The organism is Martinezella dioscoreae, assembly GCF_009176305.1.
GTDB classification, from domain to species: Bacteria; Pseudomonadota; Alphaproteobacteria; order Rhizobiales; family Rhizobiaceae; genus Rhizobium; species Rhizobium dioscoreae.
This window is the reverse complement of the sequence record NZ_BLAJ01000004.1, coordinates 177,709-199,216: the sequence shown is the minus strand read 5'-3', so window position 1 is coordinate 199,216 and position 21,508 is coordinate 177,709. Positions and strand designations below refer to the sequence as shown.

Annotated in this window: 19 protein-coding genes; 14 read left to right on the top strand and 5 right to left on the bottom strand. The window is 61.0% G+C overall.

Annotated elements, in window-relative coordinates:
• Positions 1-23 precede the first annotated feature (23 nt).
• The gene (locus GDN47_RS18165) at positions 24-926 is read left to right on the top strand and encodes a helix-turn-helix domain-containing protein (RefSeq protein ID WP_152093950.1); all 903 of its coding nucleotides are present in this window, start codon (positions 24-26) and stop codon (positions 924-926) included.
• Here the strand turns inward: GDN47_RS18165 and GDN47_RS18160 are convergent.
• A complete protein-coding gene (locus tag GDN47_RS18160) occupies positions 915-1,991 on the bottom strand; it encodes a LacI family DNA-binding transcriptional regulator (RefSeq protein WP_145634256.1) in 1,077 nt (358 codons plus the stop codon). The genes GDN47_RS18165 and GDN47_RS18160 overlap by 12 nt on opposite strands.
• Before the next feature lie 220 nt (positions 1,992-2,211).
• Here GDN47_RS18160 and GDN47_RS18155 point away from each other — a divergent pair, with 220 nt between their 5' ends.
• The 7 genes from GDN47_RS18155 to GDN47_RS18125 all read left to right on the top strand — a co-directional run bounded on the left by GDN47_RS18155 (position 2,212) and on the right by GDN47_RS18125 (position 10,812).
• On the top strand, positions 2,212-3,165 hold the full coding sequence (locus GDN47_RS18155; RefSeq protein WP_152093949.1) for a sugar phosphate isomerase/epimerase family protein: 954 nt from the start codon (positions 2,212-2,214) through the stop codon (positions 3,163-3,165).
• 59 nt (positions 3,166-3,224) lie between these two features.
• Entirely contained in the window at positions 3,225-4,457 is a 1,233-nt protein-coding gene (locus GDN47_RS18150) for an ABC transporter substrate-binding protein (RefSeq protein WP_152093948.1), read from the top strand.
• Between the two features lie 68 nt (positions 4,458-4,525).
• Positions 4,526-5,413 carry a carbohydrate ABC transporter permease gene (locus tag GDN47_RS18145; RefSeq protein WP_113420697.1) on the top strand — a complete coding sequence of 296 codons (888 nt, stop codon included), beginning with the start codon at positions 4,526-4,528 and terminating at the stop codon, positions 5,411-5,413.
• Positions 5,413-6,297, top strand: coding sequence for a carbohydrate ABC transporter permease (locus GDN47_RS18140; RefSeq protein WP_113420696.1), 885 nt, complete (start codon positions 5,413-5,415; stop codon positions 6,295-6,297). The genes GDN47_RS18145 and GDN47_RS18140 overlap by 1 nt, the downstream gene beginning before the upstream one ends.
• Positions 6,298-6,301: 4 nt before the next feature.
• Complete coding sequence (locus GDN47_RS18135; protein WP_145634248.1) at positions 6,302-7,384, top strand: ABC transporter ATP-binding protein; 1,083 nt, start codon at positions 6,302-6,304, stop codon at positions 7,382-7,384.
• A gap of 30 nt (positions 7,385-7,414) precedes the next feature.
• The gene (locus GDN47_RS18130) at positions 7,415-9,067 is read left to right on the top strand and encodes a GMC oxidoreductase (RefSeq protein WP_145634245.1); all 1,653 of its coding nucleotides are present in this window, start codon (positions 7,415-7,417) and stop codon (positions 9,065-9,067) included.
• A gap of 452 nt (positions 9,068-9,519) precedes the next feature.
• Complete coding sequence (locus GDN47_RS18125; RefSeq protein ID WP_069614091.1) at positions 9,520-10,812, top strand: NCS2 family permease; 1,293 nt, start codon at positions 9,520-9,522, stop codon at positions 10,810-10,812.
• 148 nt (positions 10,813-10,960) lie between these two features.
• Here the strand turns inward: GDN47_RS18125 and GDN47_RS18120 are convergent, their stop codons facing one another.
• Positions 10,961-11,446, bottom strand: a complete 486-nt coding sequence (locus tag GDN47_RS18120) for an ureidoglycolate lyase (RefSeq protein WP_113353383.1) — start codon at positions 11,444-11,446, stop codon at positions 10,961-10,963.
• A 552-nt stretch (positions 11,447-11,998) separates the two neighbouring features.
• On the opposite strand from GDN47_RS18120, the gene uraH reads away from it, so the two are divergent.
• Genes uraH through xdhC form a run of 4 tightly spaced genes read left to right on the top strand, consistent with a single transcriptional unit; the run spans position 11,999 to position 17,065 of the window.
• A complete protein-coding gene (gene uraH / locus GDN47_RS18115; protein WP_113331751.1) occupies positions 11,999-12,364 on the top strand; it encodes a hydroxyisourate hydrolase in 366 nt (121 codons plus the stop codon).
• Positions 12,365-12,366: 2 nt separating this feature from the next.
• Positions 12,367-13,851, top strand: coding sequence for a xanthine dehydrogenase small subunit (gene xdhA / locus GDN47_RS18110; RefSeq protein WP_152093947.1), 1,485 nt, complete (start codon positions 12,367-12,369; stop codon positions 13,849-13,851).
• Between the two features lie 3 nt (positions 13,852-13,854).
• Positions 13,855-16,209: a xanthine dehydrogenase molybdopterin binding subunit gene (gene xdhB / locus GDN47_RS18105; protein WP_145634241.1), complete on the top strand. Its 2,355-nt coding sequence runs from the start codon at positions 13,855-13,857 to the stop codon at positions 16,207-16,209.
• 4 nt (positions 16,210-16,213) lie between these two features.
• Complete coding sequence (gene xdhC / locus GDN47_RS18100) at positions 16,214-17,065, top strand: xanthine dehydrogenase accessory protein XdhC (protein WP_152093946.1); 852 nt, start codon at positions 16,214-16,216, stop codon at positions 17,063-17,065.
• On the opposite strand, the gene GDN47_RS18095 is transcribed toward xdhC, so the two are convergent.
• From GDN47_RS18095 to GDN47_RS18085, 3 genes are all read right to left on the bottom strand, one after another.
• Entirely contained in the window at positions 17,055-17,495 is a 441-nt protein-coding gene (locus GDN47_RS18095; RefSeq protein ID WP_113353388.1) for a PIN domain-containing protein, read from the bottom strand. The two genes, xdhC and GDN47_RS18095, sit on opposite strands and share 11 nt — an antisense overlap.
• A 2-nt stretch (positions 17,496-17,497) precedes the next feature.
• Entirely contained in the window at positions 17,498-17,749 is a 252-nt protein-coding gene (locus GDN47_RS18090; protein ID WP_113353389.1) for a type II toxin-antitoxin system Phd/YefM family antitoxin, read from the bottom strand.
• An 82-nt stretch (positions 17,750-17,831) separates the two neighbouring features.
• Complete coding sequence (locus GDN47_RS18085) at positions 17,832-18,770, bottom strand: LysR family transcriptional regulator (protein ID WP_113353390.1); 939 nt, start codon at positions 18,768-18,770, stop codon at positions 17,832-17,834.
• A 155-nt stretch (positions 18,771-18,925) separates the two neighbouring features.
• Here GDN47_RS18085 and GDN47_RS18080 point away from each other — a divergent pair, with 155 nt between their 5' ends.
• Positions 18,926-20,164: a urate hydroxylase PuuD gene (locus tag GDN47_RS18080; RefSeq protein ID WP_113353391.1), complete on the top strand. Its 1,239-nt coding sequence runs from the start codon at positions 18,926-18,928 to the stop codon at positions 20,162-20,164.
• On the top strand, positions 20,161-21,504 hold the full coding sequence (guaD, locus tag GDN47_RS18075) for a guanine deaminase (protein ID WP_152093945.1): 1,344 nt from the start codon (positions 20,161-20,163) through the stop codon (positions 21,502-21,504). Before GDN47_RS18080 ends, guaD begins: the two co-directional genes overlap by 4 nt.
• The last annotated feature ends 4 nt before the right edge of the window (positions 21,505-21,508 follow it).

Below are 21,508 nucleotides of genomic sequence, written 5' to 3'. Positions count from 1 at the left end.
ATTCGCGCCACCAGATAGGTCCCATGCCGAAACCCAGCCATTCCGTCGAGCGCGAAGCTCTCATCACATCCGCCGGCGGCTTTCTGATCGAGCGGCACATCGCCGATGCCATGAGCGCTGCGCATTGGCACGACCATGTCGAGCTGAACTTCCTCATGGAAGGGCAGATGACCTATATCTTCAATGGGAGGCAGGAGCAGGCCGAAGCGGGGCGACTGGTGCTGTTCTGGGCCGCCATTCCGCATAGGACGATTACGGTCACCCCTGGTGCGCCACTCATCTGCATCTATCTTCCGCTCGTCGACTTCCTGAGTTTGCCGATCGAGCGTAGCGTACGGCAGTCGATCATGCAGGGACGGTTTTCGGCCGACAGCCGCCCCTACCCCGCCGACGCGATGCTCCTGGCGCAATGGGTGGCCGATTGGGAGCATGGCGACATGGCTCGGCGTCGGCTGATCCTCGACGAGGTCAAGGTCAGAATACGGCGTTTCGTTCTCGATGCTCCCGACGACAACCGTGATTACGCCCAACGGCGCTCGGTACCGGCCGTCGGCATCGCCGTGCAGCGCACCGAAACATTGACGGACCTTATTCATACCCGTTATTGCGAACCGGTAAGCCTGCCAATGCTGGCAGGGCTCGCCGGCATCCATCCCAGCACGGCCAACAAGCTATTCCGCAGCGTATTGGGCATCTCCGTCAACGAATATCTGACGCGCTATCGCCTGGCCCGGGCGATGCAGCAGCTCGCAGAAACCAACAGCCCGATCCTTCAGGTCGCCTATGACTGCGGCTTCGGGTCCAGCAGCCGGTTCTACGACATCTTCAAACGGCGGACGGGAACGACGCCGAGACTGTTCCGGTCGTCGCTCGGACGGGATGGAGGCACTGATGATAGCGATGCAATGCCGTTCCTAACCATTTGACGGCGCCGGACCAAAGCTCTCGCGCCGAATGAGCTTGCTTTCGATGACATGACGCAGGGCCGTTGCCTTATCCGGCGCATCGATCCGCTCCATCAGCAAGCTCACGGCCATCTGGCCCATTTCCTCCACCGGCTGTTCGATGGTCGATAATGGCGGCAGCGAATATTCGCAGACCGGAGCGCCGTCGAAGGATACGATGGAAAGATCTGTCGGAATTTTCCAGCCCATGCGTTGAACGCAACTCATGAAGGAAATCGCCATGTCGTCGCTCGTGGCAATGACGGCCGTCGGCTTCAAGATGAGATCGGCAAATTCCGCCGCCGCGGCGACGCCGATCTGGAAACCATGCTGATAGTCGAGGCTGCCGCCGGACCTGACGATCGCGGTCTCCGGCAGACCCGCGGCGGCAAGCGCTTCAACGGCGCCCAGATAGCGTTCTCTATCGTGATAATTGCCCTCAGGGCCGGCAAGATAAAGGAAACGGCGGTGGCCAAGAGCAAGCAATTCGGCCGTGGCCTCGCGAACGGCCTGCCGATCATTGGTCACGACGCTCGGCAGGGCCGCGTGGCTCATATCGAACAAAAGCGACACGATCGGCAGGGCCGAATCCTTCAGTGACCGACCACCATGGACCGGTAGATCCGAGGAGAGGATGATGGCGCCACGCACCGTGCCGCCGAAAGCCAGATCGAGGATATGGCGCTCGGAAGCCTCGTCGCGATCGAGGTTGGCAATCATCAGGTGATAGCCGTTCTGGCTCAACGATCGATTTATCCCCTGCAGGACCAGAGGAATGACCTGCGAGACACCGTAATAAAGCGAGCCCGGCAGAATGATCATGACGACGTTGGACTTGCCGACACGAAGCCCCCTCGCCATGGCATTGGGCGTATAGCCGAGCTGCTTGGCGGCGGCATCGATCTTGGCGCGGGTCTTCTCGTTGACGCGACCGGGATTGGCAAGCGCCCGGCTCACCGTCGAGATCGCGACGCCTGCCAGCCGAGCGACGTCGGCCATCAAAGGGCCGGAATGCTCTTCTGCTGGCAGATCCTTGTTATTCTTCACTTTTTGGCGTCCTCCCCAATGCCTGTCGCGCGGGATGCTACGGCAAAGCTTATCATTTAGCAAACGTTTGCCAAAAATCGCTTGCATATAAAAACGACTTGTCTACTATCTAGGCACGGCAAACGTTTGCCACTTGCAGTGCATTGAAATCATTATGGATTATTTGCCGTGGATCGTGGTTCCGCGAGCGATCTTCCATGTCTTAAGAACGGATAATCTCATGAACTCTGCGGAACGGCTGCGTTTTGGTGTCGATCTCGTCACCTTTTTCCACCCCGGATTTTGGGGCGTAGGGGATTATGACGGCATCATCGCGCTATCGCGCAATGAGCCACGTGCCTTCTGGGACAAGATACTGGATGCCGTGCAAGCCTCCGGCGTCACCGGCGTGGAACTGACCTTCTCGCCCTTCAACTGGCAGGATGCGACGAAGACCTATGGTTCGGTCGAGAACTTCGCCGCAGAGCTTTCCAGGCGTGGCCTGACGCTTGCGAGCGGCTTCTTCGCGGAACTCGAAGCCGCCGGCGATTTCACCGAGGCCTCCGCCCAGGCCGCCATCATCGATAAGGCAGAAAAATATGCCGAATTCCTCAAGGCATGCGGCAGCGATATCATGGTCATCGGCGCGCCGCTTCGCCAGACGCTCGGCGCTCAGCCGGTACGGTTCTTCGATTTCGAGCAGGCGCGCAAGATTGCCGATTTCCTCAATCGCCTCGGCGCCGCTCTCTACGCCAAGGGTGTGCGGCTCGCTCTCCACACCGAGGCGCATTCGATTTTCGCGGCAGCGCGCGACGTCGATCTGCTGATGCTGCTGACCGATCCCGCCTACGTGCATATGTGCCCGGATACGGCGCATATCATCGTTGCCGGCTCCGATCCGCTGCAGCTTGTCGATCGTCACCATGAGCGCGTCATCATCGCCCATTGGAAGGATGCGCTTGGCCCGATGCCGGCCGATACGGTCATCGACGAGCATATCCATGATCGCCATCGCCCCTATTTCTGCGGCTTCGGTCTCGGCCGGGTCGACTGGCCGGGCTGGGCCAGGCTGCTGCGCGACTGCGGCTATGAAGGCTGGGCGATACTCGAGCTGGATGCCGCGCCCGATCCGGTCGGCGATATCGCCAACGGCCTGACGCTGGTCAGACAGGCGCTCTTGCCGATTTATCGCTGATACCAACGATCCGAAAACGAATAGCCCCGCCAAGAGGGCTTTCCTGAAGAGGTGGAACGATGAAAGACATAGTGAAAATGCTACTGATGGGAGCCGCGCTCGTTACGGCTTCCATTCCTGCCCATGCGGAAGACAAGCCGCAGGCCGAGGTGATGACCTCCTGGACATCAGGCAGCGAAGCCGCCGCCCTCAGCGTCGTCAAGCAGGAGTTCGAAAAGCGCGGCGGCACCTGGAAAGACTCTTCCATCGCCGGTTTCGGCGCGGCCGATGCCGCTTTCCAGAACCGTCTGGTCGCCGGCGATCCGCCGACCGCAAAACAGGCCGTGCTCGGCCTTGCCAATGCCGATTTCGTCAATCAGGGGCTTATGAACCCGATCGACGATGTGGCGAAAGCCGGCAAATGGGCCGACGTCCTGCCGAAATCGATCTACGATCTCATCACCTATAACGGCAAGGTCTACCTCTCCCCGACCGGCGCCCATGGCGAGAGCTGGGTGTTCTATTCCAAGGATGCCTTCGCCAAGGCTGGCCTCACCGGCGAGCCGAAGAGCTGGGATGAATTCTTCTCGGCACTCGATAAGCTCAAGGCAGCCGGCATTCAGCCCGTCGCCTGGGGCGGCCAATCCTGGCAGGAATCCAAGGTCTTCAACATGATCCTGCTGACCCAGGTCGGCATCGACGGCTTCCTCAAGATCTATGCAAACAAGGACAAGGGCGATACATCCGTCGAGGGCGTGAAGAAGACGCTCGATATTCTCGGCAAGCTTCGCGCCTATGTCGACGAGGGGGCTGCGGGCCGCAACTGGAACGACGCGACCGCCATGGTCATCACCGGCAAGGCGGGCGTGCAATTCATGGGCGATTGGGCCAAGGGTGAATTCGTTGCAGCCGGCAAGGAACTGGGCAAGGATTATGGCTGCATGCTCGTGCCGCAATCGCCGGGCATGGTCTACGTCGCCGATTCCTTCTCCTTCCCAAAGATCGTCGATGCGGCCGCGCAAAAGGGCCAGACCCTGCTTGCGGAGGTCGCCATGGATCCGACCGTGCAGGTCGAATTCTCGCTGAAGAAGGGCTCGGTGCCGATGCGCACCGACGTCGACAAGTCCAAGCTCGATACCTGCGCGCAAAAAGGCCTTGAGCTGATGAGAGCCGGCAAGATCGTGCCGGATCAGGCGCTGATCCTTTCGCCGCAGCAGGCCGGCGCACTCAACGACTTCGTTGACGAGTTCTGGACCAATCCGTCCGAGGACAGCGCCTCAGGCGCGGAGAAGTTCTTCGCGATCTTCGAATAGCCTTCCAGCGAGCCGATCCTCGAATTCCGGTCGATCGGCTCCGCCCATCCTTTTGAGAAAGTTTGCCTATGCAAACCAAGCGCAGACGACCCCTTGCTGCGACCTTTGCCCTGCTGCCGACATGGATTGCCGCGATCGTCGTCTATATCGGCACCATGGTCTGGTCGGTGCGCCTGTCCTTTACGGATTCGACCATTTTCCCCTCGTCCAACTATGTCGGCTTTGCCCAATATGCCAAGCTGTTCCGGACATCGCGATGGCTCGCATCCCTGGAAAACGTGCTGATCTTCGGCGTTCTCTACGTCGCCGGCTGCCTTGTTCTCGGCTTCGTGCTCGCCGCGGCCCTCGATCGCAAGGTTCGTTTCGAAAGCCTCTTTCGCACCATCTTCCTCTACCCCTATGCCATGTCCTTCGTGGTTACCGGCCTCATCTGGCAGTGGATGCTGAACCCGACCTTCGGCATTCAGGCGACCGTCAGGGCGCTCGGCTGGCAGAGCTTCGTCTTCGACTGGATCGTCAATCGCGACATGGCGATCTATACGGTGGTCTTCGCCGGTGTCTGGCAGGGAGCCGGTCTCGTCATGGTCATCGCACTGTCAGGCATGCGCGGGATTGGCGAGGAGCAATGGAAAGCCGCCCAGATCGATGGCATTCCGGTCTGGCGCATCTATGCCTCGATCATCCTGCCGCAGCTTGGGCCGGCGCTTGCCGCATCGGGCATGCTGCTCTCCATGGGCGTGATCAAGACCTATGACCTCATCGTCGCGCAGACTGGTGGGGGCCCTGGCTATTCGACCGAGGTGCCGGCAAAATTCATCATGGATAATCTCTTCGAACGCCAAAACCTCGGCCTTGCGAGCGCCGGCGCCACCGTGCTCGTGCTTTCGGTCGTCATGGCCGTCGCTCCGTTTCGCTACGCGCTCCATATGCGCGCCAGAAGAAGGGGAGCACATTGATGGCGGCTCTTCATCCCCGTGGTCCCAAGCCATCACGGCTCACGGCAGGCCAGATCGGGCTCTATGCCTTCCTCATCCTGTCCGCGCTCTTCTTCCTGCTGCCGCTTTATACGATGCTCGTCACCTCGCTAAAGACGATGGAAGAGATCCGCCAGGGTCGCATCTTCGCCTTCCCCGATACCATCGATTTCACCGCCTGGAAGACAGCGTGGTCGGGAGCCTGCATGGGCACCCAATGTCTGGGTGTGCGCATCGGCTTCTGGAATTCGGTCAGGATCACGGTGCCGGCAGTCGCGATTTCCGTCTTCATTGGCGCGATCAACGGTTATGCCCTGTCCTTCTGGCGGCCGAGGGGCTCGAACCTGCTATTCGGCCTTCTGATGGCCGGCGGCCTCATCCCCTACCAGATCTTCCTCTATCCGCTGGTGCGGCTGCTCGCCAACCTCAGCCTTTATAACTCAGTGGCAGGCGTGGTCCTCGTCCACGTGATCTTCGGCCTGCCGCTGGTGACGCTGCTGTTTCGCAACTATTTCGTCGCCATTCCCGAGGAGCTCTGCAAAGCGGCTCGCGTCGACGGCGCCGGCTTCTGGCGGATCTTCATCGAGATCATGCTGCCCATGTCGGTGCCGATGATCGTCGTCGCCTCGATCTTCCAGTTCACCGGAATCTGGAACGACTTCCTGATCGGCCTGGTCTTCGCCGGACGCGACAACCTGCCGATGACGGTGCAGCTCAACAACATCGTCAACACCACCATGGGCGAGCGCGCCTACAATGTGAACATGGCTGCCACCATTCTGACCGCCGTCGTCCCGCTCGCCATCTATTTCTTCTCCGGCCGCTGGTTCCTGCGTGGTGTCGCCGCCGGCGCCGTCAAGGGGTAATGCCATGCAGCCTGCCGTCTCGGTCAAGGATCTCAAGATCGCCTATGGTGATCACACCGTCATCGACAAGCTGTCGATCGACATCGCTCCGCGCGAATTTCTCGTGCTGCTCGGCCCTTCCGGCTGCGGAAAGTCGACCCTGCTCAACTCGATCGCCGGCCTGCAAGACATCCGCGACGGCGAGATCTGGATCTCGGACAAGAATGTCACCTGGGCCGAGCCGAAGGATCGCGGCATCGGCATGGTCTTCCAATCCTATGCGCTCTATCCCCGCATGTCGGTGCGCAAGAATCTCTCCTTCGGCCTGCGCGTGGCGGGTCTTCCCAAGGCCGAGATCGAGGCGCGCATCGCCCGCACGACGTCGCTTCTCCACCTCGACAAACTGCTCGACCGCCGACCCTCGGAATTATCGGGCGGCCAGCGCCAGCGCGTCGCGATCGGCCGCGCCCTTGTGCGTGAGGTCAATGTTTTCCTGTTCGACGAACCGCTATCCAATCTCGACGCCAAGCTGCGCAACGAGCTGCGCGTCGAGATCAAGAAGCTGCATCAGAGCCTCGGCAACACGATGATCTATGTCACGCATGATCAGGTCGAGGCGCTGACGCTTGCCGATCGCATCGCCATCATGAAGGACGGCGTGATCCAGCAGCTCGCCAGCCCTTCCGAGATCTACCATCGCCCGGCCAATCTCTTCGTCGCCGGCTTCATAGGGGCGCCGGCGATGAACTTCATCGAGGGCGAGATCATTTCGAAGGCGGACGCGCCGGTCTTCGAAAGCAACGGACTTGCGATCCCCCTCGCCGGCTACCCTTTCCTCAGCGCCGTCAACGCAGGTCCCGCCACGCTTGGCATCCGGCCGGAGCATATCGCGCCGAATGGCGCGGACGTGGGTTGGCCTACCCTTCCGGGCACTGTCTCGGTCGTCGAGCCGATGGGCGCCGATACCGTGCTGTGGTTCGACTGGGCGGGCCGAAGCCTCTCCTACCGCGTCATGGGAGATGCCGCGCTCCAGCCGGGTGCGGCGATCACGCCCGGCCTCGATATCGCCAAGGCCTCCCTCTTCGGCGCTGACGGCGCCCGCCTCTAAGACCACTTCCACAGCATACGGAAATTATCCATGTCTCAGACTGTCTATGACGCGCTGGTGATCGGCTCCGGCGCCGCTGGCTCCTTCGCCGCCAAGGAATTGACTGCCCAAGGGCTGTCGGTGCTGCTGCTCGAGGCCGGCCCGGCGGTGACCCAGAAGGATTTCGATCCGAACCGCAAGAAGGCGCCGGCCAGCAGCATCAATATCTGGGAGCGCGCCCGCGCCACGCTGAAGGGCCAGCCGATCCAGGCGCGCGCCGCCTTCTTTACCGAGCGCTTCAGCCATTTCTTCGTCAACGATCGCAAGAACCCTTATACGACCCCCAAGGATGCGCCATTCCTGTGGATACGCGGCCGCCAGGGCGGCGGCCGTCTGCACAGCTTCGGCCGGGTGCTGCTGCGCTGGACGGATGATGATTTCAAGATCCGCTCGAAGACGGGCAAGGGCGTCGACTGGCCGGTTTCCTACGACGAGCTCGCGCCCTATTATGCCGAGGTCGAAGCAAGCCTTGGTCTCTATGGCAATGAGGATGGCGTGGAGACATTGCCCGACGGCGTCTACGCCCATCCGGCGAAACTGACCCCGGCCGAAGAAATCTTCAAGACGGAAGTCGAAGGACGCTGGCCGAAGCGGCATGTCGTTTCCTGGCGCTATATCGCGCCCGATGCCGAACGGACGCCGAAGCCGCTGCGCGAGGCGTTGGCGACAGGACGGCTGACCATCCGCCATGACGCCATCGTGCGGCGTATCACCACCGACGATGCCGGCGGCCGGGCGACGGGTGCCGAGTTCATCGACCGCGCGACCGGCAAGGTCGAGGCCGCGCGCGCTGCCCTCGTCGTGCTCTCCGCATCGCCGATTGAAAGCGTCCGGCTGCTTCTCAATTCGGCCACGGCTCGCCACCCCCATGGGCTCGCCAACAGCTCGGGTGCGCTCGGGCGCTATTTCATGGATCAGCTTCCATGCCTTGCCTTCGGCTCTTTCTCCAAGGCGAAAGGATGGGCGACCGATGATTCAGCGCCTGTCGATCCCTTCTACAATCCATCCGGCGGCATTTTCGTACCGCGCTTTGGAGAGGGCGACACAGGCCGCGGCGATTTCGACTATCAGGGAAGCATCGGTCGGGCGCCGACACCGGATGACGAGCCTTCACGACTGGCCTTCTTCGGCTTCGGCCGTATGCTGCCCTATGCCGACAATCGCATCACGCTCGATGCAGGGCGCAGGGATGCCTGGGGAATTCCGGTGCCCCATATTCGATGCGTCATGGGCGAGGAGGAACATGCCTTGCTGCGCCGTCAGGAAGAGGTATTGATCGACATGGTGCGCGGCGTCGGCGGCGAGCTGGAATTCATCGGCTCGCCCACCGGTCTTAGGGAAATGGGCCGTGGCGCCTTCCGCGATGCCGATCCGTTCAGCCGCTTCATGTTCCGCAGATGGTTCCGCAAGACCATGTGCATGGGCGCCGCAATCCATGAAACCGGCGGCGCGCGCATGGGGGCATCGAACAACGACTCCGTCCTCAATGCCCATAACCAGAGCTGGGATATCCCCAACCTGCTCGTGACGGATGCTTCCGCCTTTCCGGGCAGCGGCATTGCCGGCACCACGCTGACCGTGATGGCGCTGACCATCCGCGCCTGCAGGAACATCGCCGATCGATATCGCGCCGGACAATCATGATCAGGCGCTTCGTTCCGATTGGAATTCAAACCTTCGGTCGACCTCCATTTTAGATATGGAGGCTCGCCGCACTCCTCCATGGCCGCCGTCCGTGTAACCTTCGCGGTTTCGCCATCTGATGGAAATAGTTTGGCTTTGTCACCTTGCCACTGTAAATATCGTGCATATCTTTCTGCCCAACTACATCGAGCGATTGTGCAGGACGAAGAGGTGGGTTCGACCACTCCGTTACGGTGCCCAACCCAGAAGAAATTCGCGCCGAAATAGCTTGAAAAATTAGAATGTCTTTCGCCAATTGCAGGGAAATCCGGCTCTAGCGCGCAAAGCCATTTAAAGCGCACAATCTCCCCTCGCCACGAAGCGTCGAAAACCGCTTCTCGCGCCAGCATCTGGAGGAGATGCGGGACAAGCCCCATGATTTGACGAGCGTCGGGAACGCTTAGGGAGGAACAATGCTTGAACGACTTTTCAAATTGAGTGAGCACGGCACGTCCGCGCGCACCGAACTCATCGCCGGCGTGACGACGTTCCTGACGATGTCCTATATCATCTTCGTCAATCCCGACATTCTGTCGACGACCGGCATGGATCGCAACGCGGTCTTTGTCGCCACCTGTCTCGCAGCCGCGCTGGGTTCGATCGTCATGGGCCTCGTCGCCAATTGGCCGATCGGCATGGCACCGGGCATGGGGCTCAATGCCTTCTTCGCCTTCACCGTGGTTTCGGCTCTCGGCTTTACCTGGCAGCAGGCGCTCGGCGCGGTCTTCATTTCGGGCTGTATTTTCGTCCTGTTGACGGTAACCGGCGTGCGCAGCTGGCTGATTGCCGGCATCCCGCATTCGCTCAGAAGCGCGATTGCCGCGGGTATCGGTCTCTTCCTGGCGATCATCGCGCTCAAGAGCGCCGGCATCGTCGTCGCCAACAAGGCGACCCTCATTGGCCTCGGCGACCTCAAACAGACCGGCCCCCTTCTCGCGATCTTCGGCTTCTTCGTCATCGCCGTTCTCGATGCGCTGAAAATAAGAGGTTCGATCCTCATCGGTATTCTCGCCGTCACCATTCTCTCCTGGATCTTCGGCGTCAGCGAGTTCCACGGCATTGTTTCGGCGCCGCCGTCGATCATGCCGACCTTTTTGCAGCTCGACATCGTCGGCGCTCTCCATGGCGGCCTGGTCCATATCATCCTCGTCTTCGTGCTTGTCGAGGTTTTCGACGCCACCGGGACGCTGATCGGCATCGCCAAGCGGGCGAACCTGATCCAGGAAGGAAAGCCGAACAGGCTGAGCCGGGCTCTGCTTGCCGATAGCGCGGCCATCGTCGCCGGCTCACTGATGGGCACGAGCAGCACGACGGCCTTCGTCGAAAGCGCGTCGGGCGTCCAGGCCGGTGGTCGCACGGGTCTGACCGCGATCACCATCGCCGCCCTCTTCATCGCCGCCCTCTTCTTCTCGCCGCTCGCGGCTTCCGTGCCAGCCTATGCGACGGCTCCGGCGCTGCTCTATGTCGCGGGCCTGATGATGCGCGAGCTGACCGAAATAGAATGGGATGACCTGACCGAGGCGGCACCCGCTGCAATCACCGCGCTTGCGATGCCCTTCACCTACTCGATCGCCAATGGTCTTGCTTTTGGCTTCATCACCTATGTGGCCGTGAAAGTCTTCACCGGCCGCTGGTCGATGCTGCATCCGGCAACACAGATCGTCGCGGCCCTGTTCGTCGTACGCTTCGCCTTCTTCGCGGATTGACGGCGGAATGATTTCAAGGCCGGGTCGTTCGCTGGAATGACCCGGCCTTTTGGCGTTCCGCAGATTGCGAGGAACGGGAACCACTTTGACAAATAAGGGGCGCTGCAACCGCAGCGCCCCTTATTTGTCTGCACCGATCGAGATCCGATCAGCGGATCAGGAACGCCTCGTCATAGAAATGCTCCTCAAGATTGACGCCTTTGCCACCGCGATCCACAACGATGAAATCCGAGATGCCGTCGAGGGGCGTCAGGATGCCGTGCCAGACGTTGCGCCAGATATTGACGCCTTGTCCGGGCCTGGTTCGGAAAGCCATGGGCTCGCCCGGACCATTGTCCGTCTCCGGCGCCGCAACGACGAGGAACGGATTGCCGGTCAGCGGCACGAAGGCCTGGCTGCCGAGAGGGTGCCGCTCGACCATCTTCAGTTCCAGCGGCAGCGCATAGGGTTCGCCGCGCAGCCAACTGATCATCGTGCGTGCCTCCTCACCAATCGCTTCGACCTTTGCGAGATCATGATAACGAACGCATTTCCCGGCGTTGATGGGGAAACTTTGAGCCCCCTCCATTTCGATGACATCGCCAAAGGGCGCGAATGCGGCTCTCGCCAGCGGCTGAATTTCGATCACTTTCATTCATGGGTCTCCCGTTTCCATTCTCCGAAGTCATCTCTTCCTCGATCGACGATATGTTCGCTTGGGTTTGATACCTGACCCGCTGTGCGGACAGCGGAAATCGACCGGAGCGCGGCTGGCAACCCGGCGGCCGCCATGCCGCGGCTATTTCCATGGTCAATCACTACCGACGCTGATCACGAAGACCGCGGCATCGGATTCCCCCTGCCGCAAGCGCCTCTACCCGATACCCATCAGGGTCGGCCGAACATCGGCGTGCTCATCACGTCCGCCATGCAATACGGAAATCTGCATTTTCATCAAATGCATATCGCGATACCGGCACGTATTTCCCGGCCTCAGCGCATGCGAAGCGCGCAAGCCGTATTCATCCATCCCGCCGCGACATCGTATGAAACGCTCCTCCAAACGTTTCGACATCCAATGTCTAACCGCAAATCACGCGTGCCATTCCCCTTGGAAATTTTGAAAGTCTCGAACGTTACAGCTGCTTTTCATGGGAATGAGCCTGGCGGATAGTAGAGAAAGGAGCGCTACGTTCGGGAGAAGAATATGCAGTCTCATTCGCCAGGAGCCGGACGGCTCACGACCCACGTCCTGGATACGGCGCTCGGCAAACCTGCTGAAGGCTTGCGCATCGAACTCTACCGGATCGAGGGCGATGCACTGCACCTCCTGACGTCCACCGAAACCAACGACGACGGTCGCTGCGATGCGCCGCTGCTATCAGGCGAAACCATGCAGGCCGGCACCTACGAGCTGCGCTTCCATGCCGGTGACTATCTTGGCCGCACATCGGCGAGCCCGATGTTTCTAGACATCATTCCGATCCGCTTCGGTCTCGCTGATGAACAAGCGCACTACCATGTGCCGCTGCTCCTCTCGCCTTACAGCTACTCCACCTACCGCGGGAGCTGAAAATGACATCGACGAAAATCCGCTCCGAACTTCGTTTCATTCTCAACGGCTGGGACATCATTCTTACCGACGTGGCGTCGGACCAGACGCTGCTCGACTGGCTGCGCCTTTCCCGTTCGCTGAAGGGCACCAAGGAAGGCTGCGCCGAAGGCGACTGCGGCGCCTGCACGGTGCTTGTGGGTCGGCTGACGCCCGCGGGTGGCCTCGTCTATGAGAGCGTCAACGCCTGCATCCGCTTCCTCGGTTCGTTGGATGGCTGTCATGTGGTCACCGTCGAGCATCTCGCCCCGAGCGACGAACACCTGCATCCGGTGCAGCAAGCGATGGTCGACTTTCACGGTTCGCAATGCGGCTTCTGCACGCCTGGTTTCGTCATGTCGCTCTACGGACTTTGGATGCAGACGCCGAATCCCACGGATCAACAGATCGAAACAGCGCTCCAGGGCAATCTCTGTCGCTGCACCGGCTATGAACCGATCTTGCGCGCCGCCCGCTCCATCTCCCAATATGGCGGTACGCAAGACGACCCGCTGCTGATCGAACGCGAAACCATGATCGCGCGCCTGCAGGCCCTTCGCGATGGCGTCCGCGTCGAAATCGGCGAGGGTCGAAATCGGCTGATCGTGCCGGCGAACCTTGATGATTTCGCCTCGGTTCTGGAGGCATCGCCGACGGCGACCGTGGTGGCCGGCTCGACCGATGTCGGCCTCTGGGTCACCAAGCACATGCGCGACGTCACGCCGGTCATCTTCATTGCCGGGCTGCAGGAGTTGAAATCGATCGTGGTGAAAGACGGCGTGCTCAGCATCGGCGCCGGCGTCACCTATTCGGAGGCGTTCGCGACGCTTTCGCAGCATGTCCCGGCGCTTGGGCCGTTGATTACCCGCATTGGCGGCCAGCAGGTGCGCAACATGGGCACGATCGGCGGCAACATCGCCAACGGCTCGCCGATCGGCGATACGCCACCGGCGTTGATTGCGCTCAACGCGTCGCTGACCTTGCGCAAGGGCATCGTTCGGCGCACCATTGCGCTTGAAGACTTCTTCATCGCCTATGGCAAACAGGACCGCCAGCCTGGCGAATTCGTCGAAGCCATCCATATTCCGGTTCCTGCAGCCGCGGCGAAATTCGCCATCTACAAGGTGACGAAGCGCCGGGACGAGGACATTACCGCCACGCTCGGCGCCTTCCGGCTGGTACTTGGCGAAGATGGCACGGTTGCCGAAATCCGGATCGCCTATGGCGGCATGGCCGCGACGCCGAAACGGGCCTTCGCCGTCGAAAGAGCGCTGCTCGGCCAGCCCTGGAGCGAGAGGACCGTGGAGACGGCAATGGAGAAATATGCCCAGGATTACGCGCCACTGACCGACATGCGCGCCACGGCGGAATATCGCGCGTTGGCTGCCAGAAACCTGCTGCTGCGCTTCTACCTGGAAACGACGTCCATCGCGGCGCCGGCGCAGGTATCGAGATACGAGGCCGCGTAAGACATGAACAAGCACACTCCCGATCTCAAACCCGAAACCATCATTGGCGGCGTCCATTCCAGCCCGCGCCATGATTCCGCCCACAAGCATGTCTCCGGTGCCGCCGTCTATATCGACGACATCACCGAACCCACGGGCACGCTTCACGTCGGCCTCGGCCTGTCCACCGTGGCGCACGGCATCCTGAAATCCGTCGATCTCTCAGCCGTGCGGGCCGCCCCCGGCGTCGTTGCCGTCCTCACCCATGAGGATGTGCCCGGCGTCAACGATATCTCGCCCTCCTATATGCATGATGACCCCGTGCTTGCCGCCGGCAAGGTCGAGTTTCATGGCCAGCCGATCTTTTGCGTGATCGCCGAAACGCGCGAGCAGGCGCGCCGCGCGGCAAGGCTGGCAAAGATCGAGTACGAGGAATTGCCTGCTGATATCGACATCTGGGATCTGGATGTTTCCTCTCATAAGCAGGTCGTCACGCCGCTAACGCTGAAGCGTGGCGATCCGGCGGACGCTCTTGCGAATGCTCCGCGGCGCGTGAAAGGCCGAATGCGGCTCGGCGGCCAGGATCATTTCTATCTCGAAGGCCAAGTCTCGCTCGCTGTTCCCGGTGAGGACGACGAGGTGGTTGTCTATTGCTCCACCCAAGGCCCGAGCGAGACGCAGCACATGGTCGCCCATGCGCTTGGCGTGCCGAGCAATGCTGTTACGATCGAGGTTCGGCGCATGGGTGGCGGCTTCGGCGGCAAGGAAACCCAGGCGAACCAATGCGCCGCGATCGCTGCCATCGCCGCCAAGAAGCTGAAGCGCGCCGTCAAGATCCGGCTCGACCGCGACGAAGACATGATCGCGACCGGTAAGCGGCATGATTTCGCCATCGACTACGAAGTGGGCTTTGACGACGAAGGCCGCATCCTTGCCGTCGACTATACCTTCGCGCTTCGCGCCGGCTTCTCAGCCGATCTGTCCGGTCCGGTCGGCGACCGTGCGCTGTTTCACTGCGACAATGCCTATTTCTTTCCGCATGTTCATGCGAAATCGGCGCCGCTCTATACCAATACCGTCTCCAACACGGCCTTTCGCGGCTTCGGCGGTCCGCAGGGAATGGTCGGCGCCGAACGGGTCATCGACGAGGTGGCCTTCGCCGTCGGCAAGGACCCGCTCGAAATTCGCAAACTGAATTTCTATGACGCGATGGGCGTCGATGGTGAGCGCAACCTTACCCCCTACCACCAGAAGGTCGAGGACTGCATCGTTCAGCGCATCGTCGCCGAACTGGAGGAAAGCGCTGACTATGCCGGACGCCGCAAGGCGATCGCCGAGTTCAATGCCAAGAGCCGCATCGTCAAGCGCGGCATCGCGCTGACTCCAGTGAAATTCGGCATCTCCTTCACCAAGACGGAGTCGAACCAGGCCGGCGCGCTGGTGCATGTCTATAGCGATGGCTCCGTGCACATGAACCATGGCGGCACCGAGATGGGACAAGGCTTGCACCTGAAGGTGGCGCAGGTCGTGGCGGAAGAATTCCAGATCGATCTCGACCGGGTGAAGATCACCGCGACGACCACGGCCAAGGTGCCGAACACCTCACCGACCGCGGCCTCCTCGGGTGCCGATCTCAACGGCATGGCGGCCCAGAACGCCGCACGCCAGATCAAGGAGCGACTGATCGCCTTTGCCGCGGAAAGCCATCAGGTATCGCCTGACCAGGTTCTCTTCCTGCCCAACCGGGTGCGCATCGGCGACATCGAAATGCCGTTCGACGATCTCGTCAAGAAGGCCTACATGGCCCGCGTCCAGCTTTCGGCCGCCGGCTTCTACAAGACGCCGAAAATCCATTGGGACCGCAAGGCGGGCCGCGGCCATGCCTTCTACTACTATGCCTATGGCGCGGCGTGCTCGGAAGTATCGATCGATACGCTGACCGGCGAATATGTCGTTGAACGCACCGATATCCTGCACGATACCGGCCGCTCACTGAATAAAGCCATCGATATCGGCCAGGTCGAAGGCGGCTTCATCCAGGGCATGGGCTGGCTGACGACGGAAGAGCTCTGGTGGGACGGCAAGGGGCGGCTTCGAACGCACGCGCCCTCGACTTACAAGATCCCGCTTGCATCCGACCGGCCAAAGATTTTCAATGTGGCCCTAACCGATTGGTCGGAGGCCCATGAGCCGACGATCCATCGGTCCAAGGCGGTCGGCGAGCCGCCGCTGCCGCTCGGCCTCTCCGTCTTGCATGCCCTTTCGGATGCCGTGGCGAGCGTCGCCGACCACAAGATCTGCCCGCGTCTCGACGCGCCGGCGACACCCGAACGGGTGCTGATGGCGATCGAGCGTCTCAAGGCGGCGAAGAAGGAGTAAGATCATGCCTGCCGCCCGTGAAGATATCCGGGATTTTCTCCGCCGCGAACCGGCATCGATTCTCGTCGAGGTGACGGGGGTCGCAGGCTCCGCGCCGCGCGACGCGGATGCCTGGATGCTGGTTTCGGAGCGGGCAATCTTTGCGACGATCGGCGGCGGAACACTGGAATATATGGCGATCGACCAGGCACGACGGGCATTGCGCTCCGGCCTTGCGGCGGAGCCGATGAACGTACCGCTCGGCCCGGAGATCGGCCAATGCTGCGGCGGTCGGGTGGGCCTCGCCTTCACCGCCCTCAGTCCAGCGCTTGCGAATGATCTCATAGCTCGGAGCGACCGCGAGATGGCCACACGCCCACATGTCTATGTTTTCGGCGCCGGTCATGTCGGCGATGCGCTTGCCATGGCGCTTTCGCTCGCGCCATTACGCGTGGTACTTGTCGATACGCGAGAGGAAGAGCTTGTCGCCAGCTCCGTGCCAGGCATTGAAACCTGTCTCACGGCCATGCCTGAGGCTGTCGTGCGCGATGCGCCGGCCGGCAGCAGCTTCGTCATTCTCACCCATGATCACGCGCTCGATTTCCTGATTGCCGCCGAGGCGCTCAAACGTAACGATGCAGCCTATGTCGGCATGATCGGCTCCAAGACGAAGCGCGCCACTTTCCGCAACTGGCTGTCGCGCGAAAGCGGGCACGATGAGCTTTTCGATCGCCTCGTCTGCCCAATCGGCGGAACGGCCGTGAAAGACAAGCGTCCCACGGTCATCGCCACGCTTGCCGCCGCCGAGATCATGACAGCGGCGCTGACTTGGACGGCCGCGGCACAGCTAGCCGCGACAAAACCTGTTATCGGATAACGGGCAACTGCTTGAAGGGATTGGCGACCGGCACGCCGAGCGGCGCGAAATGCCGCTCATTGGCCGTCAAAACCGTGAGGCCGCATGCAGCGGCGATGGCGGCGATGGCAATGTCCTCGAAGCCGGGGTCGTGAGCACGCGCCCGGTCAAGCATCAGGCCAGCATGCTGCGCCTCCTCAACTCCGAAGGGCAGGATACGGCCGGCATAGAAATGTTCCACCGCGGCGAGCCAGCGGCGCAGGTGCTCCGCTTTCGTCGTCGCCCCAATCCTAACCATGCGGGCGATGCCTGCCTCGATCTCGGCGATGGTGATGGCCGAAAGATAAAGCCGGTCACTATTGGCGCGCAGCCAGGCCGCGAATGCCTCAGCGCCGACTTGGCGCTTGATCGGCGCATCGGCCGATACGATATTGGTATCCAGAAGATACAAGATCAGAAGCCATTTTCACGCAATGAACGCGCGGGCTTTCGCGATCGCTCTGGAATATCGGCGGGCTCGCCGGGAAAGGCGAGAAGCAGATCGGGGAAATCAGGTACTTTGGAGACCCTTTGCCATTCCTCGAAGGAAACCAGCACCGCTTCCTTCCGGCCATGGCGGGTAATAACGGTCGGCTCACCGGCCACCGCTTGATCGACCACGGCCGAAAGCCTCGCCTTCGCATCCTTGAGCTGGATTTCCTTCATGCCGCCTCTCCATATGACCACCGATAGTCATATGTGATTTCACTGAATTGAGCCAAGTGGAGATCAATCTGTCGCGTTCGATTCACGAGGCTGCGGCCACTGGCTCGTCCTCGAGCAGCTTGCCGATCAGCCGCTGACAGCGCTCCGCCATGAAATCGATCATCAGGCGGACCTTCGGATCCTGGAAACGCTTGTGCGGATAGATGGCGGCGAGCTGAACCGGAGCTGGCGGACTTTCCTTCAGGATCTCCACCAATCGCCCTTCCCTCAGATAGGCTTTAACCTCGAACAGCGGTTTGTTGATGATGCCGCGGTCTTCCAGCGCCCATTGGGTCAGCACATCGCCATCATCGCTGTCATAAGGGCCTGCGACCTCGAACTTGCGAGTACCTTCCGCCGTCATCAGCGTCCAGTAATATTCCTTCGATCCCGGATAGCGCAGCAAGAGACAGTCATGCTTGTCGGCGATCAACGCATCCGCGCTCGCCGGCACGCCACGACTTGCAAGGTAGGCAGGTGATGCGCAAAGCACCCGCTCGCAATTGAGGATACCGCGCATGCGCAGGTTCGAATCCTCCAGCACGCCAAGCTTGAAGGCGACGTCGACGCCTTCGGCGAGGATGTCGACATTGTGGTCCGACAGGCGCAAGCGTACTTCGATATCCGGATATTTGTCATGAAACTCCGGAATGCCCGAGGCGATCAGCCTTCGGCCGATGCCGAGCGGCGCGGTGATCCTCAGCGATCCCTTCGGATTTCGCGAAAGATCGGCGATCGCCGCTTCCGCCTCATTGACCGCCTCGATGATCTTCACCGCTTTTTCGTAGAAAACGCGGCCATGTTCGGTCGGCGAGAGCTTACGCGTGGTGCGGTTGAAGAGGCGCACGCCAAGATGACGCTCGAGCTCCTTGATGCGGTTGCTCGCCACCGCAGGCGTGACGCGCTGGTCGCGGCCTGCTGCCGAGAGAGTACCGAGTTCGACCACGCGAACGAAGACGCGGACATTATCAAGATAGGACATGGCTCCTTCTACCACATTGGCGCGCGGAACAAACCAGGGTTCATCTTATAGATTTTTTTGAAAGTGTTGGTGGATTCACCGGGATTTTCGAGAAAATCACCCGATGGCAAACAGTCCCGTGAAGATCAGGCCCATGAAGGCCGGGAGGAGTTCCCATGTATGAATATGCCATCGCCTGGGACTGGCTGACATTCGCCGTCCGCTGGCTGCACGTCATCACCGCCATCGCCTGGATTGGCTCGTCATTCTATTTCGTGGCACTCGACCTCGGCCTCAAGAAACATCCGGCCCTGCCGCCTGGCGCCTATGGCGAGGAGTGGCAGGTGCATGGCGGCGGCTTTTACCATATCCAGAAGTATCTGGTGGCGCCGGCCAACATGCCGGACCACCTCGTCTGGTTCAAATGGGAAAGCTACGTCACCTGGCTGTCGGGCTTCGGCATGCTCTGTCTCGTCTATTATGCCGGCGCCGATCTCTACATGATCGACCCGGCCGTGCTTGACGTCTCCAAGCCGGTGGCGATCGCCATTTCGCTCTGCTCGATCGCCGGTGGCTGGCTCCTGTACGACCTGATCTGCAAGTCGCCCTTCGGCAACGATAATACCCGGCTGATGGTGGCGCTCTATTTCATTCTGGTAGCGGTGGCTTGGGGCTATACCCATCTCTTTACCGGCCGCGCCGCCTTCCTGCATCTCGGCGCCTTCACGGCGACGATCATGTCGGCCAATGTCTTCTTCATCATCATCCCGAACCAGAAGATCGTGGTTGCCGACCTGCTTGCCGGCCGTACGCCAGATGCGAAATACGGCAGGATCGCCAAGCAGCGGTCGACGCACAACAACTACCTGACGCTGCCGGTGCTGTTCCTGATGCTGTCGAACCACTATCCGCTGGCTTTCGGCACGCAGTTCAACTGGATCATCGCCTCACTCGTCTTCCTGATGGGCGTCACCATCCGCCACTGGTTCAATACCCGGCACGCCAATGCCGGCAACCCGACTTGGACCTGGCTGATCACCGTCATCCTGTTCATCATCATCATGTGGCTCTCCACGGTACCGAAAATGCTGACCGGCGAACCCACAACGAAGATCTCCGCCATCCAGCAGCCCTTCATCACGGCGCAGGATTTCCCAAAGGTCCGCGATACCGTGATGGGTCGCTGCTCCATGTGCCATGCGAAGGAGCCGAGCTGGGAGGGCATCGTGGCTCCGCCGAAGGGGGTGATGTTCGAGACCGATCGCGATATCGCCGCCCATGCGCGCGAGATCTACCTGCAGGCTGGCCGCAGCCACGCCATGCCGCCCGCCAATGCCTCTCACATAACCGACGAGGAGCGCCGCCTGCTCGTCTCCTGGTATGAAAGTGCCATCAATGGGGAGAAGACCCAATGAACGAAGTCCTAATCCGTGGTCGCGTGCTGACCTTCCTTGCCGAGCCGCAAGGCATAGATGACACCGCCTCCTATCGCTATATCGAGGACGGCGCCGTCTTCGTCCGCGACGGCAAGATCGTGGAAATCGGCACCTATGGCGACGTGAGAAAGCTGGCTGACGCCGGCATCAGGATCGCGGACCATCGCCCGAACCTCATCCTGCCGGGCTTCATCGACACGCACCTGCATTTCCCGCAGACGCAGGCGATCGCCTCCTATGGCGCGCAGCTGCTCGAATGGCTGAATACCTATATTTTCGTCGAGGAACAGAAGTTTGCACGCGCCGCCCATGCGGCCGAAGTGGCCGACCGCTTCATGGACGAACTCCTGTCGAACGGCACGACGACGGCGGTTGCCTATTGTTCGGTGCATCCGGAAAGCGTCGATGCCTATTTCGCGGCGGCGCAAGCGCGCGGCATGTGCATGATCGGCGGTAAGGTGATGATGGATCGCAACGCGCCGGAGGCGCTGCGCGATACGCCGCAGCGCGGCTATGACGAAACAAAGCGGCTGATTGCGAAGTGGCACGGCCGCGGACGCGTCCATTATGCCATCAGCCCTCGCTTTGCGATTACCTCGACGCCCGAGCAGATGGAAATGAGCAAGGCGCTCGTCGCCGAGCATCCGGACTGCTATGTCCAGACGCATCTCTCGGAAAATCGGGATGAGATCGCCTTTGCCACCTCTCTCTACCCCGAGGCCAAGGATTATACGGATATCTATGCTCGCTACGGTCTGCTCAACGACCGCATGCTGCTCGGCCATTGTATCCATATGAGCGAACGGGAAGTCGCGGTGCTTGCGGAGATCGGCGCGGTGGGTGTCTTCTGCCCGACCTCGAACCTCTTCCTCGGCTCGGGACTTTTCAACGCCGCACAGTTCGACAGGCTTGGCGCGCGCTGGTCGGTCGCAACCGATGTCGGCGCCGGGACCAGTTTCTCCATGCTGGAAACGGTGGATGAAGCCTACAAGGTGTTGCATTTGCAGGGGCAGCGGCTGACGCCGTTCAACTCCTTCTATCGCATGACGCGCGGCAACGCCCTGGCGCTCGGTCTCGAAAAGCGGATCGGCTCGCTGCAGGCGGGCGCGGACGCCGATATCGTCGTGCTGGATTCCAGCGCCAAGTCGGCCATGGAATTCCGCATGCGCACGACAACCTCATTGGCGGAGGAGCTCTTTATCCTTCAGACCATGGGTGATGACCGTTGCGTTGCCGAAGTCTATGTCGCCGGCAAGGCGATGAAGACCAAGGGTAAGAAGACAGATACGACGCTACGCGAACAACTGCAGCTCGCCTGACCAA

What these genes read in the sequence shown, in the direction of transcription:
- GDN47_RS18165 (WP_152093950.1), top strand. Translation starts at nt 24, where the DNA reads ATGCCGAAACCCAGCCATTCCGTCGAGCGCGAAGCTCTCATCACATCC.
- GDN47_RS18155 (WP_152093949.1), top strand. Translation starts at nt 2,212, where the DNA reads ATGAACTCTGCGGAACGGCTGCGTTTTGGTGTCGATCTCGTCACCTTT.
- GDN47_RS18150 (WP_152093948.1), top strand. Translation starts at nt 3,225, where the DNA reads ATGAAAGACATAGTGAAAATGCTACTGATGGGAGCCGCGCTCGTTACG.
- GDN47_RS18145 (WP_113420697.1), top strand. Translation starts at nt 4,526, where the DNA reads ATGCAAACCAAGCGCAGACGACCCCTTGCTGCGACCTTTGCCCTGCTG.
- GDN47_RS18140 (WP_113420696.1), top strand. Translation starts at nt 5,413, where the DNA reads ATGGCGGCTCTTCATCCCCGTGGTCCCAAGCCATCACGGCTCACGGCA.
- GDN47_RS18135 (WP_145634248.1), top strand. Translation starts at nt 6,302, where the DNA reads ATGCAGCCTGCCGTCTCGGTCAAGGATCTCAAGATCGCCTATGGTGAT.
- GDN47_RS18130 (WP_145634245.1), top strand. Translation starts at nt 7,415, where the DNA reads ATGTCTCAGACTGTCTATGACGCGCTGGTGATCGGCTCCGGCGCCGCT.
- GDN47_RS18125 (WP_069614091.1), top strand. Translation starts at nt 9,520, where the DNA reads ATGCTTGAACGACTTTTCAAATTGAGTGAGCACGGCACGTCCGCGCGC.
- GDN47_RS18120 (WP_113353383.1), bottom strand. Translation starts at nt 11,446, where the DNA reads ATGAAAGTGATCGAAATTCAGCCGCTGGCGAGAGCCGCATTCGCGCCC.
- uraH (WP_113331751.1), top strand. Translation starts at nt 11,999, where the DNA reads ATGCAGTCTCATTCGCCAGGAGCCGGACGGCTCACGACCCACGTCCTG.
- xdhA (WP_152093947.1), top strand. Translation starts at nt 12,367, where the DNA reads ATGACATCGACGAAAATCCGCTCCGAACTTCGTTTCATTCTCAACGGC.
- xdhB (WP_145634241.1), top strand. Translation starts at nt 13,855, where the DNA reads ATGAACAAGCACACTCCCGATCTCAAACCCGAAACCATCATTGGCGGC.
- xdhC (WP_152093946.1), top strand. Translation starts at nt 16,214, where the DNA reads ATGCCTGCCGCCCGTGAAGATATCCGGGATTTTCTCCGCCGCGAACCG.
- GDN47_RS18090 (WP_113353389.1), bottom strand. Translation starts at nt 17,749, where the DNA reads ATGAAGGAAATCCAGCTCAAGGATGCGAAGGCGAGGCTTTCGGCCGTG.
- GDN47_RS18085 (WP_113353390.1), bottom strand. Translation starts at nt 18,770, where the DNA reads ATGTCCTATCTTGATAATGTCCGCGTCTTCGTTCGCGTGGTCGAACTC.
- GDN47_RS18080 (WP_113353391.1), top strand. Translation starts at nt 18,926, where the DNA reads ATGTATGAATATGCCATCGCCTGGGACTGGCTGACATTCGCCGTCCGC.
- guaD (WP_152093945.1), top strand. Translation starts at nt 20,161, where the DNA reads ATGAACGAAGTCCTAATCCGTGGTCGCGTGCTGACCTTCCTTGCCGAG.